This is a genomic window from Serratia sp. TSA_130.1 (assembly GCF_052691795.1).
The window spans coordinates 868,886-884,272 of the sequence record NZ_JBQZFS010000001.1 but is presented as its reverse complement, the minus strand read 5'-3'; the positions used below and the strand labels follow the sequence as shown (position 1 = coordinate 884,272).

14 protein-coding genes are annotated in these 15,387 nt (G+C 59.7%); 10 read left to right on the top strand and 4 right to left on the bottom strand.

Going from position 1 to position 15,387, the window contains the following annotated elements; genetic code table 11:
* Positions 1 to 278 precede the first annotated feature (278 nt).
* The gene (locus tag ACUTQY_RS04085) at positions 279 to 1,697 is read left to right on the top strand and encodes a glutamine synthetase family protein (RefSeq protein WP_033643789.1); all 1,419 of its coding nucleotides are present in this window, start codon (positions 279 to 281) and stop codon (positions 1,695 to 1,697) included.
* A 535-nt stretch (positions 1,698 to 2,232) separates the two neighbouring features.
* Entirely contained in the window at positions 2,233 to 3,600 is a 1,368-nt protein-coding gene (locus ACUTQY_RS04080; protein WP_025303526.1) for an APC family permease, read from the top strand.
* A gap of 70 nt (positions 3,601 to 3,670) precedes the next feature.
* On the opposite strand, the gene sbcB is transcribed toward ACUTQY_RS04080, so the two are convergent.
* The 3 genes from sbcB to ACUTQY_RS04065 form a co-directional block, all read right to left on the bottom strand.
* Entirely contained in the window at positions 3,671 to 5,098 is a 1,428-nt protein-coding gene (gene sbcB / locus ACUTQY_RS04075) for an exodeoxyribonuclease I (protein WP_033643788.1), read from the bottom strand.
* 90 nt (positions 5,099 to 5,188) lie between these two features.
* Complete coding sequence (locus ACUTQY_RS04070) at positions 5,189 to 5,377, bottom strand: DNA polymerase III subunit theta (RefSeq protein WP_033643787.1); 189 nt, start codon at positions 5,375 to 5,377, stop codon at positions 5,189 to 5,191.
* A gap of 54 nt (positions 5,378 to 5,431) precedes the next feature.
* Positions 5,432 to 5,638: a hypothetical protein gene (locus ACUTQY_RS04065; protein ID WP_033643786.1), complete on the bottom strand. Its 207-nt coding sequence runs from the start codon at positions 5,636 to 5,638 to the stop codon at positions 5,432 to 5,434.
* 258 nt (positions 5,639 to 5,896) lie between these two features.
* Here ACUTQY_RS04065 and ACUTQY_RS04060 point away from each other — a divergent pair, with 258 nt between their 5' ends.
* Complete coding sequence (locus ACUTQY_RS04060) at positions 5,897 to 7,006, top strand: SDR family oxidoreductase (RefSeq protein WP_033644325.1); 1,110 nt, start codon at positions 5,897 to 5,899, stop codon at positions 7,004 to 7,006.
* A 36-nt stretch (positions 7,007 to 7,042) separates the two neighbouring features.
* On the opposite strand, the gene ACUTQY_RS04055 is transcribed toward ACUTQY_RS04060, so the two are convergent.
* Positions 7,043 to 7,789 carry a S24 family peptidase gene (locus ACUTQY_RS04055; RefSeq protein ID WP_033643785.1) on the bottom strand — a complete coding sequence of 249 codons (747 nt, stop codon included), beginning with the start codon at positions 7,787 to 7,789 and terminating at the stop codon, positions 7,043 to 7,045.
* 176 nt (positions 7,790 to 7,965) lie between these two features.
* Between ACUTQY_RS04055 and ACUTQY_RS04050 the strand changes: the two genes are divergently transcribed.
* The 7 genes from ACUTQY_RS04050 (at position 7,966) to ACUTQY_RS04020 (ending at position 15,380) form a co-directional block, all read left to right on the top strand.
* Positions 7,966 to 8,733 carry an N-acetylmuramoyl-L-alanine amidase gene (locus ACUTQY_RS04050; protein WP_033651900.1) on the top strand — a complete coding sequence of 256 codons (768 nt, stop codon included), beginning with the start codon at positions 7,966 to 7,968 and terminating at the stop codon, positions 8,731 to 8,733.
* A 94-nt stretch (positions 8,734 to 8,827) separates the two neighbouring features.
* A complete protein-coding gene (locus ACUTQY_RS04045; protein ID WP_033643781.1) occupies positions 8,828 to 9,895 on the top strand; it encodes an FUSC family protein in 1,068 nt (355 codons plus the stop codon).
* 160 nt (positions 9,896 to 10,055) lie between these two features.
* Positions 10,056 to 10,373: a PTS system regulator TmaR gene (gene tmaR, locus ACUTQY_RS04040; RefSeq protein ID WP_004935612.1), complete on the top strand. Its 318-nt coding sequence runs from the start codon at positions 10,056 to 10,058 to the stop codon at positions 10,371 to 10,373.
* Between the two features lie 354 nt (positions 10,374 to 10,727).
* Entirely contained in the window at positions 10,728 to 11,795 is a 1,068-nt protein-coding gene (locus ACUTQY_RS04035; RefSeq protein WP_033643780.1) for a zinc-binding dehydrogenase, read from the top strand.
* A 136-nt stretch (positions 11,796 to 11,931) separates the two neighbouring features.
* Positions 11,932 to 12,849: an ABC transporter substrate-binding protein gene (locus ACUTQY_RS04030; RefSeq protein ID WP_016927010.1), complete on the top strand. Its 918-nt coding sequence runs from the start codon at positions 11,932 to 11,934 to the stop codon at positions 12,847 to 12,849.
* 54 nt (positions 12,850 to 12,903) lie between these two features.
* Positions 12,904 to 14,394, top strand: a complete 1,491-nt coding sequence (locus ACUTQY_RS04025; protein ID WP_046687464.1) for a sugar ABC transporter ATP-binding protein — start codon at positions 12,904 to 12,906, stop codon at positions 14,392 to 14,394.
* Positions 14,391 to 15,380 (top strand): ABC transporter permease, encoded by a 990-nt coding sequence (locus ACUTQY_RS04020; protein WP_046687463.1) that lies wholly within the window; start codon positions 14,391 to 14,393, stop codon positions 15,378 to 15,380. The genes ACUTQY_RS04025 and ACUTQY_RS04020 overlap by 4 nt, the downstream gene beginning before the upstream one ends.
* Positions 15,381 to 15,387: the final 7 nt, after the last annotated feature.

Below are 15,387 nucleotides of genomic sequence, written 5' to 3'. Positions count from 1 at the left end.
ATTGCCCATGCTCACCGTCGGCGCGGCGGACAAAATAGTTGACGTGAAAATGGCGGCAAGGCCTTTTCGGTCAATATTTTATCAATTTAGCAGCCGGTGGCGAATAATCAAACAGGATTGTAACATTTGCAAACCCATTCTGTTAAGACTATGTTTCATGTTGTGGATGTTATTTTGAGCGCCCGCAGCGGCGCGACCTGGCGAGAAATCCAATCATGTGTTGAATCGAACGGCGGACGGGCGCCAACGCGCCTTAAGAGCATAATGGCGGGTGACGTATGCAAACCAATAGCGCAGCAGTTGAACATTTTGCACAGCATCATGAAGAGAGGCGAAGTAGCGCGTTCCAAAATGAGGTCGCTCATTATTTGGAACGCCATCCCGCCACGCAGTATATCGATATCCTTCTCACCGATCTCAATGGTTCCTTCCGCGGCAAACGCATACCCGTCTCAGGGTTGAAAAAACTGGAAAAAGGCAGCTACTTCCCCGCGTCGGTGTTCGCTATGGACATCCTCGGCAACGTGGTGGAGGAGGCCGGCCTTGGGCAGGAACTCGGCGAACCGGATCGCGTATGCCTGCCGGTGCCCGGTTCGCTGACGCCGTCGGCGGCCGATCCGCAGCACATCGGCCAGGTGCTGCTCACCATGCTGGATGAAGATGGCACTCCCTTTGACGTTGAACCCCGCAATGTGCTGAACCGCGTGTGGCAGGCGCTGCGACAGCGCGGCTTGTTCCCGGTGGCAGCGGTAGAGCTGGAGTTTTATCTCATCGATCGGCAGCGCGACGCGGAAGGCGATTTGCAACCGCCGTGTGCGCCCGGCACGCAGGAGCGCAACACCCAAAGCCAGGTGTACTCCGTCGATAACCTGAACCATTTCGCCGAGGTGCTGAACGATATCGACGCGCTGGCGAAGCTGCAGGGGCTGCCGGCGGACGGCGCGGTGGCGGAGGCCTCGCCGGGGCAGTTCGAGGTCAACCTGCGCCATACCGACGATATCTTGCAGGCCTGCGACCACGCGCTGGCGCTGAAGCGGCTGGTGCGGCTGGTGGCCGAGAACCACGGCATGCACGCCACCTTTATGGCCAAGCCCTATGAGGATTACGCCGGCAGCGGCATGCACGTGCACGTCAGCATGCAGGATGGCGCGGGCAACAACCTGTTCGCCGACGGCGAAGGCGAGGATTCGCCGCTCTTGAAACAGGCGCTGGCCGGGATGATCACCCTGATGCCGGCGTCGATGGCGCTGTTGGCGCCGAACGTCAATGCCTATCGGCGTTTCCAGCCGGGGATGTATGTGCCGATCCAGGCCGCCTGGGGCCACAATAACCGCACCGTGGCGCTGCGCATTCCCTGCGGCGAACCGGAGAACCATCGGGTGGAGTATCGCGTGGCCGGCGCCGACGCCAATCCGTATCTGGTGATGGCGGCGATCCTGGCCGGCATGCTGTACGGGCTGGACAACCTACTGCCGCTGCCTGAGCCGGTGACCGGCAACGGGCTGGAGCAAGAGGGGCTGCCGCTGCCGATCCGCCAGAGCGACGCGCTGTACGAGTTTGAACATCAGCACGCGCTGACGCACTATCTCGGCGAGCGTTTCACCCGCGTTTATCACGCCTGCAAGACCGACGAACTGCTGCAGTTTGAACGGCGAGTGACGGAAACCGAGATCGACTGGATGTTGAAAAATGCCTGAATAGGCGTATAAAGTAAGAGGTATGTGCGGGCGACTGGCCTGCCGGCAGCGGATTAATTCGCCTGCCGGGCTGGTTTTCCGTGCGATCGACAAAAAGAATTTGTATTTGAGGGTTTCCGGATCTTGTCATTCGGAGGCATTCTGGTGCAAAATATCTCAAATGCAGATAGCCGACGTTTTGAAAGCGTCGGTTATTTTTTTTGCATTATGTTTTACCAACGTAGCGTTTCATACACCAAGCGAGGCCGGACACCGATCCGGATAGATAAATAGTTTCGTGCACGATCAAACAAAACTTTATGGTCGTGACTCATGAGGATTAGAAAGATGGGGCAATTTTTCACTTTAGCGCCGGTGCCCGCCGGTTTCCGCTGTGGCCGCAGCGACTATGGAGCAGCCGAGGTTACCTCGACCCGTTATCCAGCTTACAACCCCCTTCTTTTAGAATTAAGTCGCTCGTTGCGAAGTTTCCCCGCAACCTTAAGTCTTGGCGTGTCCGCCATCCGCAAGGCTCAAGGTAAGGGGGGGCTGAACAATGTCCGATAACACTATCAACGCCGCTCCGGCTCAGCGCACTCAGCTGCGTAAAACCCTGACTTTAGTTCCGGTAGTGATGATGGGCTTGGCTTACCTGCAGCCAATGACCATTTTCGATACCTTCGGCATCGTATCCGGCCTGACCGATGGTCACGTCGCGACCGCGTACGCCTTCGCTCTGCTGGCGATCCTGTTTACCGCCCTGAGCTACGGCAAGCTGGTGAAGAAGTTCCCTTCCGCCGGTTCCGCCTACACCTACGCCCAGAAAGCCATCAGCCCGCACGTCGGCTTTATGGTGGGCTGGTCATCGCTGCTGGACTACCTGTTCATGCCGATGATCAACATTTTGCTGGCCAAGATTTACCTGGAAGCGATCTTCCCGGGCGTACCGTCCTGGATCTTCGTGGCGGTGCTGGTCGGCTTGATGACGATTTTCAACCTGCGCGGCATCAAGCTGGTGGCTAACCTGAACTCCATCATCGTGGTGGTGCAGGTGGCGATCATGATCGTGTTCCTCGGCCTGGTGATCAACGGCATTTACCACGGCGAAGGCGCCGGTACGCTGGTCAGCAGCCGCCCGTTCTGGTCCGATAACGCTCACGTGGTGCCGATGATTACCGGCGCGACCATCCTGTGCTTCTCGTTCTTGGGCTTCGACGGCATCAGCTCGCTGTCCGAAGAGACCAAAGACGCGGAAAAAGTGATCCCGAAAGCCATCTTCCTGACGGCGCTGATCGGCGGCATCATCTTTATCGTGGTGTCTTACTTCGTGCAGCTGTACTTCCCGGACATTTCGCGCTTCAAGGATCCGGACGCGTCGCAGCCTGAAATCATGCTGTACGTGGCGGGCAAGTTCTTCCAGTCGGTGATCCTGGTGTTCTCCTGCGTGACGGTATTGGCGTCGGGCATGGCGGCGCACGCGGGCGTTTCGCGTCTGATGTACGTGATGGGCCGCGACGGCGTGTTCCCGACTCGCTTCTTCGGCTATGTGCATCCGAAGTGGCGTACCCCGGCGCTGAATGTGCTGCTGGTAGGCGCCATCGCGTTGTCCGCGGTGTCGTTTGACCTGGTGACCGCGACCGCGCTGATCAACTTCGGTGCGCTGGTGGCCTTCACCTTCGTTAACCTGTCGGTGATCTCGCAGTTCTATATTCGCGACAAGATGAACCGCACCGTGAAGGACACGTTCAACTACCTGATCCTGCCGGTGATGGGCGCACTGACCGTCGGCGCGCTGTGGATCAACCTGGAAGCCAGCTCGATGACGCTGGGCCTGGTTTGGGCGGCCATCGGCCTGATCTACCTGGCCTTCGTCACCCGCAGCTTCCGTCTGCCGGTGCCGCAAGCGAGCGAAGACGCCGCCTAAGCGCGAGCCGTCTCCTCAGCCACAAAAAAGGCCGCTTTCGCGGCCTTTTCCTTTTCTGCTGCGGCAGATTTTATCCCACCAACTCTTTGCCGTAATCGAACAGCGCTTTCAGCAGGGCGGTTTTCTCTTTGTCGCCTTCGTGCAGGTTATACAGCGATTCGAGCTGCAGCAGATAGCTCTGCACGCGCTCCGCGCTCAAGGCTTCCTGACGATGTTGCAGCCAGCGGCGCTGCTCGGCGTCGTCCAGCGTATTCGGGTAGTTGCGCGCGCGGAAGCGGAACAGCAGCTCTTTCATGCGGCCGTCGCTGAAGGCCAGATCCAGCGCCGGCAGGTTCTGCGGCTTGGTCTGCTGGATAATCCTCATCGCCGCCTTGTCGGCGTCGCTGAAGAAACCGTCGTACAAGCGGGCGTCGACGTCCTCGGAACCTTTGAACGGTTCGGCTTCGGCGAACAGCGCAACCACTTTCTCGCGCACTTCCGGATGTTGTTTCAGCAGCTGCAGATTTTGCAGGCACGCCTGACGATCGATGCCCAGCCGCTCGGCGTTCTCCGGCAGCAGGGTTTTGGCCGGCGCCAGCACCGGGCATTTGTTGATGTGCACCAGCTTGATCGGCACCGGCGCCTGATCCGGCGCCAGATCGTCGCGGCGGGTGTACAGCCGCTCACGCAGCTGCTCGGCGCTCAACGTCAACAGCGGCGTCATGTCGCCGGCCAGATCGCACATGATCACCGCATTCTTGTTGTCCGGGTGCCAGGCCAGCGGCGACACCCAGCTGGTATTGCCGCGCGCCGCGCCGAACATGCCGGAGACGTGCACCAGCGGCGTCATGTCGGCGACGTCGATCAGGGCGTTCAGCTTGTGTTTATTGCGGTGCTGCAACAGGAAATCGAACAGCCGCGGCTGCGCCTGCTTGACCAGCTTGGCCATGGCGATGGTGGCGTAAACGTCCGACATCGCATCGTGAGCCTGCGTGTGCTCGACGCCGTTGGCGCGCGTCAGGTGTTCCAGGCGGAAGCTGGGGAAACCGTCTTCGTTTTCCGGCCAAACGATGCCGTCCGGGCGCAGAGCGTAGCAGGCGCGCATCACATCCAGCAGATCCCAGCGCGAGTTGCCGTTTTGCCAGCTGTAGGCGTAGGGATCGTAAAAGTTGCGATAGAAGATATTGCGGCTCACTTCGTCATCGAAGCGGATGTTGTTGTAACCGAGAATGCAGGTGCCGGCCACGCTGAAGGCCTGATGGATTTGGCGGGTGAATTCGGCTTCGTTAACGCCTTTGGCGCGCGCCACCTGCGGCGTGATGCCGGTGATCATCACCGCCTCCGGTTCCGGCAGGTAATCGTCGGCCGGGGCGCAGTAGATGACCAGCGGCTCTTCGATAATGTTGAAATCCATATCGGTGCGCACGCCGGCGAACTGCGCCGGGCGGTCCAGCGACGGGCTCTTGCCGAAGGTCTCGTAATCGTGAATGTAAAATGTGGCCGTTGCCTTGCTGCTCAAAATCGCGTCTCTTCAGTGGCGGATACAATATGCCTCTATTGTAACGGCGTGGGGAGCGATGCCAAGCGGCGGTTAGCGAAATGCGCGCAATTACGCACGGCGATAATAATTCAGCCGTTGATGAAAGTAGGGGAGCAGGTGGTCGGGGACCTGTTGTTCTGTTTCCGCCTGAGTGGAGGCGATGCCGTAGCGTTCGTTGTAGATCACGCTGATGGCCAGCAAATCGGTTTCTATTTTCTCGCGTTGCGCCTGCGGTAAGCTATCCAGCTTTCGAGCCATCGTTATCTCCCTGTTAACCTTAGGGCATAATAGGATCGTTAGCGGATATTGTCCCTACCCATTCCGGGGGGCAGTCGACGCCTGAGCGCCGGGTTGCGCGCAAGGCGCCTGGCCGTGACGGGCGGCGAACTCGCTCTCTGCGTGATGTGCCTGAAAGCGATCCACGCGTTGATACAGCGAACAGGCGCCGCCGATCACCGCCACCCAAAACAGGGTGCATAGCAGCAAAACCCCCAACCAGATTTTTTGGTTATAGGTCATAAGTCCTCCACGGACGAAAAGAGAAATAACATTGACCGTTAAATTAAATCAGGGGTTACATCAATGGTATTTAAACAGCAGGGATTAATCGTAATCTTGTCCCGACTCTTTTGTTACTAAACCCATGATGGATGTTTCAAAAGATTCCTTAAGATAATATTAAGAAAAGTGTTTAAGGGCGCCGTAATTCTATTTAATAATTGTTTAATTATCCGCAGATACAATCTTCCACATTCAATGCCAATGTGGGTGACAATTATGAAAACGCTGCTGTTGACCGGCGCTACCGGCTTTCTCGGTGGTGCGGTTCTTGAAAAATTATTGATTGAAAATCAGTCTATTAATTATCTTTTACTGGTGCGCGCCGACGATGCGCAGCAAGGGCTGGCCCGTATTCGCGCGAATATGGAAAAATTTAATATCGACGCGAATCTGCTGTCTAAAATTACGATAGAAAATATATTGTTGGGCGACCTTTCCGAGCCAGCCGACTTTTTAACTGACGCACGCATTAACAAAGTCACGCACGTTATTAACTGCGCGGCCGTTGCTTCTTTCGGTAATAACCCGCTCATTTGGAAGGTAAACGTAGAAGGCACACTGGCCTTTGCCGAAAGAATGGCGCAGGTGCCGGGATTAAAACGCTTCCTGCACGTCGGTACCGCCATGTCCTGTTCGCCGGAGCCGGGTTCGCTGGTGTCGGAGAGCGGCGAGTTTGAGGAAGACGCCGAGCACCTGGTGGAATATACGCGTTCCAAATCCACCATCGAACAGCTGATGCGCCAGCGCTGCCCGCACATGCCGCTGACCATCGCCCGTCCGTCGATCGTCGTTGGCCACACTCGCTTGGGCTGCCAGCCTTCCAGCAGCATTTTCTGGGTGTTCGGCATGGCGCTGATGCTGCGCAAGTTCATGTGTTCGCTGCAGGACAATATCGATGTGATCCCGGCGGACTACTGTGCGGATGCGTTGGTGATGTTGATGAACAGCGAAACGCTCGAGAACGACGTTTATCATATCTCCGCCGGTGAGGAGAGCAGCGTCAGCTTTGCCGAAATCGACCGCGCCATGGCGGCGGCGCTGGAAAAGGCGCCGGTGGGCGATGAGTATGCGCAGGTGACGTATGACGCGCTGGTGAAAATGCGCCGTCAGCTGAAAGACATTTTCGGCCCGTGCAACGAGCGGCTGATGCTCAAAGCGATGCGCCTGTACGGATCGTTCGCCATGCTCAACGTGCGTTTCAGCAACGAGAAAATCCTCAAGCTGGGCATGCCGAAACCGCCGCGCTTCACCGACTACATCGCCGGCTGCGTGCAGTCGACCCGCGGGTTGTCCATTCAGCAACAGATGGTGGTGGACTTCAAATAACCGCCGGGCGCCCTGGGCGCCCGACGCTGTGGTCCGTTACCAGGACGAAGATGACCAGAAGACGCGGCCGAGCACCACCAGTTGCTCTTTGCGCTGCTGATAGCTGAGATGCTCGTCCTGGTACTCTTCCCGGTTGAGGGAGCGGATGATGACGCCGCCGTCCGGCTGCTCGATAAGCACCTTCACCCGCAGCAAATTGCCGTGGCGGATGGCGTAGGTCTTGCCCTCGCGGATGCGCGTGTCGTCGGTGTTGATGCCGACCACGTCGCCGTCCTGCAGGCGCGGCTCCATGCTGGAGCCGGAGATGCGGATAATGCGCGCGGCGTTGACCGCCACCCCCATCTTGTGCAGATAGTAACGGCGAAAGATCAGCGAAAACTCCTCGCGATCGACGATTTCGTAGCAGCCGTCGCCGGCGGAAAAATCGATATCCAGCAGCGGGATCTCCACAAACTCTTCCTTGTCTTGTTCGGTATCTTCCCATACCACCGGTTTCAAGCGGGCGGGTTGGAAGTCCGACTCCGCCGCCACGTTGTCAAACGGGCGCACCAGCTGCTTTTCATGAAACACGTCGAACCAGCCCTTGGGCAAATTCAGCTTGGCCTCGATCCGCCTGGCCAGATTGTCGCCAAGATTGCGGGAGGATTTCTCCCCGATGATTTGGCTCAGCGTCGGCGCGGAAGACTCAACCAGCGTGGCGAATTCATTCTGGTTGACGCCTTGCCGGGCGTAGCGGGCCATCAATTCGCGCAGATTGTTGCGCCTGATTTCTTTAGTTTCCATCGTGCAATGATCGCACTCTTTAGCAAAAAGGTAAATAACGATTTTGCTAAAAAAGACTTGCGCATGATTTAGCAATTAGCTAAAACAAAAAGGGTGAGCCAAGGGTTCACCCGTGCGGGGCGGTCTGTCATGATGAGGGGCCGCTCAGTGAAATCAAACGAGAGAGGGACTTTACGATGTACAAGATTGATTACAATAGCTACCGATCGGTCGCCAGCTTCGGCCACCGTGTGCGCTTTCTGGTGCTGCACTACACGGCGCAAAACTTCGCCGACTCGGTGAAGTCGTTGACCGGAAAATCGGTCAGCGCGCACTATCTGGTGCCGGATCCGACCGAGGCGACCTATCAGGCGGCCGGCTTCAGCGGCGTGCGCATCTTCAACCTGGTGGACGAGAATGAGCGCGCCTGGCATGCCGGCAGCAGCCAATGGGGCACCCGCAGCAATATCAACGACACCTCGATCGGCATCGAGATCGTCAACCTGGCGAGCGGCGACGGTGGAAACATCACCTTCCCGCCGTTCAATCCGCAGCAGATCGAGGCCGTCACCCAGCTGGCGCAGAATATCCTGCAGCGTTATCCGGACATCTCGCCGGTGAACGTGGTGGCGCACTCCGACATCGCACCGGGCCGCAAGAGCGATCCGGGCCCGCAGTTCCCGTGGCAGCAGCTGTATCAGGCCGGCGTCGGCGCCTGGTATGACGAAGCGACCAAGCAGCAGCGCCAGCAGGAATACTGCAGCCAGGGCCTGCCGGCGCAGGCCGATCTGCTGAAACTGTTCGCCCAATACGGCTACGACACCTCGGCGGCGAACACCGCAGAAGGCTATCGCCAGCTGGTGCGCGCGTTCCAGCTGCACTTCCGTCAGCAGAAGTATGACGGCGTGATGGATGTTGAAACCGCCGCCGTTCTGCGCGCGCTGGTCGACAAGTACGTCGCCTGAGCCTGAAGGTGAATGGGGGACGCCTCATTCGCCTTTTCCTCGCCGGGCTTCCTCCGCTAAAATAGCGGCCTGGCTGGTCTTTATCGGAGGCACTGTGCGCCTCGATCGAAAAATCTCTTCCCTCGAACTGCTGACCTATCGCCACTACCGCATCGTACACGGCGTGCGCATCGGGCTGGCGTTTATCCTGACCTTTCTGCTGATCCGCCTGCTGGCGGTGCCCGAAGGCACCTGGCCGCTGATCACCCTGGTGGTGGTGATGGGGCCGATCTCGTTTTGGGGCAACGTGCTGCAGCGGGCGCTGCAACGCATTGCCGGCACGGTGTTCGGCGCCGCCTCCGGCCTGATCGCCCTGTATCTGGAGCTCTATTCGCTGCCGCTGATGCTGGTTTGGTGCGGCGTGGTGATGTTCGTCTGCGGTTACCTGACGCTCGGCAAACGGCCGTATATGGCGCTACTGGTGGGGATCACGCTGGCGGTAGTGTGCGGCGCGGGCGCCGGCGACATGCACACCGCGCTGTGGCGCAGCGGCGACGTGATCTTCGGCTCGCTGTTGGCGCTGCTGTTCACCAGCATCTACCCGCAGCGCGCCTACATTCTGTGGCGCATGCAAATGGCGGACTGCCTGCAAACCGCCGCCCGCCTCTACGGCGCGTATTTTTCGCCGAACGTTATCGAGCGGCCGCGGCTGGAGCCGCAGCTCAAGGATCTGTTGAATCAGGTGGTGAAGCTGCGCAGCCTGATCGTGCCCGCCAGCAAGGAAACCCGCATCCCCAAAGCGGTGTTCGAAGCGGTGCAAACCCTCAGCCGCAATCTGGTGTGCACGCTGGAGCTGATGGCCGATGCTTACTGGGCCTCGCGCGAAACGCACTTCATCATGCTGAACGCCCGCACGCTGCGCAGCACCCAGCTGCTGACGCTGAGCTCGCTGGAGTCGCTGGCGGTGCTGATGCGCGAAGGGCCGCAGGCGCAGCGCCAGGCGGCGGCGGGGCAGCTGGCGGAAATCGCCGGCGAGCTGAAAACGCTGATGCAGGAAGTCAGCGTCGGCCAACACGGCGAAGCGCCGATTTACGGCTACGTTTGGCTCAGCATGGAGCTGGCGCAGCAGTTGGAAGAGTTGGGGGATTTGCTCCAGGTTTGCACCGCCGCCGGGCGCGAATAAGGGGTCAGATCATGAAGGCGGCGCTTTGGGTTTTGGCCGCCGGGGCAAAGTGGGTAAGATAAGCCAATCACTGTTGTGCCGGACCGCCACAAACCTGTATCTTGGTGCCATGTGGCCGTAAGCAAATGAATCTGTGTATTACTAAAGCAAGGGTATAAAGATGGATAATGCAAATAAGCCGAGTTTCCAGGACGTGCTGGAGTTTGTGCGTATGTTCCGCCGCAAAAACAAACTGCAACGCGAGATCGTCGACAACGAAAAGAAAATTCGTGATAACCAGAAGCGCGTGCTGCTGCTCGACAACCTGAGTGAGTACATCAAGCCCGGCATGAGCATTGAAGACATTCAGGGCATCATCGCCAACATGCGCAGCGACTACGAAGATCGCGTTGATGACTACATCATCAAAAATGCCGATCTGTCCAAAGAGCGCCGCGAGCTGTCCAAAAAGCTGAAAGCGATGGGCGAAGTGAAGTAACCCGCTTTATCGGGCCGGGCGCGATGCCTGGCCCGCATTCCTGCCAATCATCTTCTTCCCGCCGTTTCGATCATCTCCCGATCCTCACCGATCCTGTAAATGGGATCGCGATCCGCATTTGTAGCATTTTTAGCCGCAATGTTAACGAACTGTGATTTTGCTCAAACAATTCTTTTTGCAGCTTTGGTTATATGTCGATCAATGTTCACGTTGTCATTTTGAGTTTTCGGGATGTGTGATGATTAATTCATTGAAATTTAACATGTTGTGTCGTTACTCATTTTTTGTTGAATAAAAATGACAACGTCAACATTAATAGAATTCAAGCGTTTAACGAATGTATTGGAGGAAGAGATGAGCCAGTTGCCGGAAAAAATGCGCGCGGTCGTTTGCCATGGCCCGCAAGATTATCGTTTCGAACAGGTGCCTACGCCGCTGCCGAAGGCGCGCGAGCTGGTGATCAAGGTGGAAGGCTGCGGCATCTGCGCCGGCGACTGCAAATGCAAGAACGGCGCGCAGATGTTTTGGGGGGAGAACCCGTGGGTTAAACCGCCGGTGGTGCCGGGCCACGAGTTCTACGGCCGCATCGCCGCGCTGGGCGAGGGCGCGGAAGGCAAATACCGGCTCGGCGAGCGGGTGATCGCCGAGCAGATCGTGCCGTGCTGGGAGTGCCGCTACTGCAAATCCGGCAGCTACTGGATGTGTGAGACGCATAACATTTACGGCTTCCAGAAAGACGTGGCGGAGGGCGGCATGGCGGAGTACATGCGCTTTTCCGAAAACGCCATCGTCCACAAGATCCCGGAAAGCCTGAGTCATGAAGACGCGGTACTGATCGAGCCGATGGCCTGCGCCATCCACACCGTGGCGCGCGGCGACATCCAGCTGGACGACGTAGTGGTGTTGGCCGGCGCCGGGCCGCTCGGGTTGTGCATGGTGCAGGTGGCGCGCCTGAAGACGCCAAAGAAACTGATCGTGATCGACGCCATCGACGAGCGGCTGGCGCTGGCGAAGGAATTCGGCGCCGACGTGGTGATCAACCCGCTGAAGGAAGACGCCGACCAGATCGTCAAATCGCTGACCGGCGGCTATGGCTGCGACGTCTACATTGAGGCCACCGGCGCGCCGATCGGTGTCACCCAGGGGCTGCAGATGATCCGCAAGCTGGGCCGCTTCGTGGAGTTCAGCGTGTTCGGCAAGGAAACCACCGTCGACTGGTCCATCATCGGCGATCGCAAAGAGCTGGACATTCGCGGCGCGCACCTGGCGCCCTACAGCTACGAAATCGCCATCGATCTGTTCGAGCGCGGGCTGGTGACTTCCAACGGCGTGGTCACCCACAGCTATTCATTGAACGACTGGGACGAAGCCTTCGCCCTGGCGGACTCGACCGACTCTATCAAGGTGATCCTGGTTCCCTGACCCTCCCGCCGTACCGCTGTTGCAGTCACGACCGTCGGCCCGTTCGCAACGGAGGGGCCGGCCGGTCGGCCAAACGTAAAGACATGCTGTTGCTCTGATAACCACAACAAGAAGCTTCCCTACAGGAGAATTGGCTATGTTTTCATTATTCAAAAAGACCCTGCCTTTTATCGTCGCCGGTGGAATGTTGGCGGCCAGCCAGGTGGCGCTGGCCAAGCAAATCACGATCGGTATGTCGTTCCAGGAAATGAACAACGACTACTTCGTCACCATGAAGCAGGCGCTGGATCAGGCGGCGGCGGATATCGGCGCCAAGGTGTACGTGGCCGATGCGCGCCATGACGTCGCCAAACAGATCGGCGACGTGGAAGACATGCTGCAGAAGAAGGTGGATATCCTGCTGATCAACCCTACCGATTCGGTGGGGGTGCAGTCGGCGGTGATCTCCGCCCATAAGGCCGGCGCGGTGGTGGTGGCGATCGACGCGCAGGCGGAAGGGCCGCTGGACTCGTTCGTCGGCTCGGAAAACTACGACGCCGGCTTCCAGGCGGGTGAATACCTGGCGAAAGCGCTGGGCGGCAAAGGCAAGGTGGCGATCCTCGACGGCATCCCGGTGGTGCCGATCCTGGAACGCGTGCGCGGCTTTGAAGCGGCGATGAAAAAATACCCCGACATCAAGATCGTCACCAAGCAAAACGGCAAGCAGGAGCGCGACACCGCGCTGACCGTGACCGAAAACATGCTGCAGTCGGCGCCGGATCTGGCGGGCATCTTCAGCGTCAACGACGTCGGCGCGCTCGGCGCCCTGGCGGCGATCGAAAGCAACGGCGCCAAGGTCAAGCTGGTGAGCGTCGACGGCCAGCCGGAAGCCATCAAAGAGATCCTCAAGCCGAACTCGCCGTTTATTGCCACTTCGGCGCAGTTCCCGCGCGACCAGCTGCGCATTGCGCTCGGCATTGCGCTGGCCCGCTACTGGGGCGCCACGGTGCCGAAAACCGTGCCGGTCAAAGTGAAGCTGATCGACCGCAGCAATGCGGCCGGCTTTAGCTGGTAACAGCGGCCGGGTTCGCCCCGCTGCGGCGGGGCGTTCGGCGCGGAGGGCAATGCGGTGACACCTTTACTGGAACTGAAACGAATAAAAAAGAGCTTTCCCGGCGTGAAGGCGCTGGACGGCATCGATCTGGCCATTCAACGCGGCGAAGTGCACGCCCTGCTGGGCGAAAACGGCGCCGGCAAATCGACGCTGGTGAAAATCATGTGCGGCATCTATCAGCCGGACGAGGGCGATATTTTTATCGACGGCGAGCAGCGCCGCTTTAACAACTATCGCCAGGCGATCGAGGCCGGGGTCGGCATTATTTTTCAGGAATTCTCGTTGATTCCCTACATGAGCGCCATCGACAACATCTTCCTCAACCGGGAGATCAGGAACCGCTGGGGCCTGCTGGATCGGCGGGCGATGCGGCGCAAGGCCGAGGCCATTTTCAAGCGGCTGACGGTGGCTATCGATCTCGATTGCCCGGTGAAGCAGCTGAGCGTGGCGCAACAGCAGTTCGTTGAGATCGCCAAGGCGCTGTCGCTGGAGGCGCGGGTGCTGGTGCTGGATGAACCGACCGCCACGCTGACGCCGGGCGAGGCCGAGCACCTGTTCAGCGTGATGAGCGATCTGCGGCTGCTGGGCGTGGGCATGGTGTTTATCTCGCACCACCTGGACGAGATCTTCACCATCTGCGATCGCATCACCGTGCTGCGCGACGGCGCCTACATCGAAACGCTGGCCACCGGCGACACCAACGTGGAAGAGCTGGTGCGGCTGATGGTCGGGCGCAAAATCGAAAACGCCTTCCCGGTGAAACAGCACCCGGTCGATACCGCGACGGTGCTGCTGGAGGCGGAGATCCAGCGCGAGAAGCACGGCGCGACCGACCGTTTCCGGCTGCACAAGGGCGAGATCCTCGGCTTCGCCGGGCTGGTGGGCTCCGGGCGCACCGAGACCGTCTCGGCGCTGATCGGCGCCAGCCGCTGCCACCGTAAACACGTCCGCCTCGGCGGCCAACCGGCGGCGCTGCGCTCCCCGGCGCAGGCGCTGGCGCAGGGCATCGGCCTGCTGCCGGAGAGCCGCAAAACCGAGGGCCTGGTGCTGCCGTTTTCGGTGGCGCAGAACATCACCCTCAACCGGCACCACCGGCGCGGCAAGATCTTCGTCAGCGCCCGCAAGGATCGCGACGTGGTGCAGCGGCTGATCCGCGCCGTGGGCGTGAAAACCCCGGACGCCGAGACCGCCGTCAGCACCCTGAGCGGCGGCAACCAGCAGAAGGTGGTGATCGCCCGCTGGCTCAACAACGACTGCAACATCCTGATCTTCGACGAGCCGACGCGCGGCATCGACGTGGGCGCCAAGGCCGAGATCTACCAGCTGATGCAGCAACTGACCCAGCAGGGCATCTCCATCATCATGATTTCCTCCGAACTGCCGGAGATCATCGGCGTGTGCGACCGCGTGCTGGTGTTTCGCGGCGGCCACATCGTCGCCGAGCTGATCGGCGACGACATCGAATCCAACCACATCATGCTTCACGCGACCGGGAGTGCCTTATGATCGGAATTGAACAACCCGCCGTGGCGCGCTGCGCCGCCGGCCCCAGCCTCGGCAAGCGCTGGGAAAAACTGCTGCATCACCCGGCGGTCTTGCCGTTTATCGGCTTCGTTGTCCTGTTCGTGCTGATGAGCCTGCTGAACGACAGCTTCCTCAGCGTCAACAACCTGACCAACGTGGCGCGCCAGGTGTCTATCAATGCCATCATCGCGGTGGGCATGACCTGCGCCATCCTGACCGGCGGCATCGATCTCTCGGTGGGGCCGGTAATGGCGCTGGCCGGCTCGGTCGCCGCCGGGCTGATGCTGGCGGCGGTGCCCATCCCGCTGGCGATGGTGGCGGCGCTGGCGCTCGGCGCGCTGTTCGGCCTGGCCAACGGCGCCTGCATCGCCTACCTGCGCATGCCGCCGATCATTGTCACCCTGGCGTCGATGGGCATTGCCCGCGGCCTGGCGCTGCTCTATACCGGCGGCTACCCGATCTCCGGCCTGCCCGACGTCTTCTCCTTCTTTGGCCGCGGCACGGTGCTGGGCATCCAGGTGCCGATCCTGATCATGATCGGCGTGTACCTGCTGGCCTGGCTGATGCTCAACCAGCTGCCGTTCGGCCGCTACGTCTACGCGATGGGCGGTAACGAAGAGGCGGCGCGCCTGAGCGGCATCCGCGTGCCGCGCTACAAGATGCTGGTGTACGTGATCAGCGGCCTGACCGCCGCGCTGGCCGGACTGGTGCTGACCTCTCGCCTGATGAGCGGGCAGCCCAACGCCGGCGAAGGCTTCGAGCTGGACGCTATCGCTGCCGTAGTGCTGGGCGGGGCGGCGATCTCCGGCGGGCGCGGCGCCATCGTCGGCACGCTGGTGGGGGCGATGATGCTCGGGGTGCTCAACAACGGCCTCAATCTGATGAACGTATCGCCGTATATCCAGAACGTGGTGAAGGGCGGCATCATCCTGGCCGCCATCTACCTCAGCTCCGTGCGGCGCAAATAGGAGGCGC

What these genes read in the sequence shown, in the direction of transcription:
- ACUTQY_RS04085 (WP_033643789.1), top strand. Translation starts at nt 279, where the DNA reads ATGCAAACCAATAGCGCAGCAGTTGAACATTTTGCACAGCATCATGAA.
- ACUTQY_RS04080 (WP_025303526.1), top strand. Translation starts at nt 2,233, where the DNA reads ATGTCCGATAACACTATCAACGCCGCTCCGGCTCAGCGCACTCAGCTG.
- ACUTQY_RS04070 (WP_033643787.1), bottom strand. Translation starts at nt 5,377, where the DNA reads ATGGCTCGAAAGCTGGATAGCTTACCGCAGGCGCAACGCGAGAAAATA.
- ACUTQY_RS04065 (WP_033643786.1), bottom strand. Translation starts at nt 5,638, where the DNA reads ATGACCTATAACCAAAAAATCTGGTTGGGGGTTTTGCTGCTATGCACC.
- ACUTQY_RS04060 (WP_033644325.1), top strand. Translation starts at nt 5,897, where the DNA reads ATGAAAACGCTGCTGTTGACCGGCGCTACCGGCTTTCTCGGTGGTGCG.
- ACUTQY_RS04055 (WP_033643785.1), bottom strand. Translation starts at nt 7,789, where the DNA reads ATGGAAACTAAAGAAATCAGGCGCAACAATCTGCGCGAATTGATGGCC.
- ACUTQY_RS04050 (WP_033651900.1), top strand. Translation starts at nt 7,966, where the DNA reads ATGTACAAGATTGATTACAATAGCTACCGATCGGTCGCCAGCTTCGGC.
- tmaR (WP_004935612.1), top strand. Translation starts at nt 10,056, where the DNA reads ATGGATAATGCAAATAAGCCGAGTTTCCAGGACGTGCTGGAGTTTGTG.
- ACUTQY_RS04035 (WP_033643780.1), top strand. Translation starts at nt 10,728, where the DNA reads ATGAGCCAGTTGCCGGAAAAAATGCGCGCGGTCGTTTGCCATGGCCCG.
- ACUTQY_RS04030 (WP_016927010.1), top strand. Translation starts at nt 11,932, where the DNA reads ATGTTTTCATTATTCAAAAAGACCCTGCCTTTTATCGTCGCCGGTGGA.
- ACUTQY_RS04020 (WP_046687463.1), top strand. Translation starts at nt 14,391, where the DNA reads ATGATCGGAATTGAACAACCCGCCGTGGCGCGCTGCGCCGCCGGCCCC.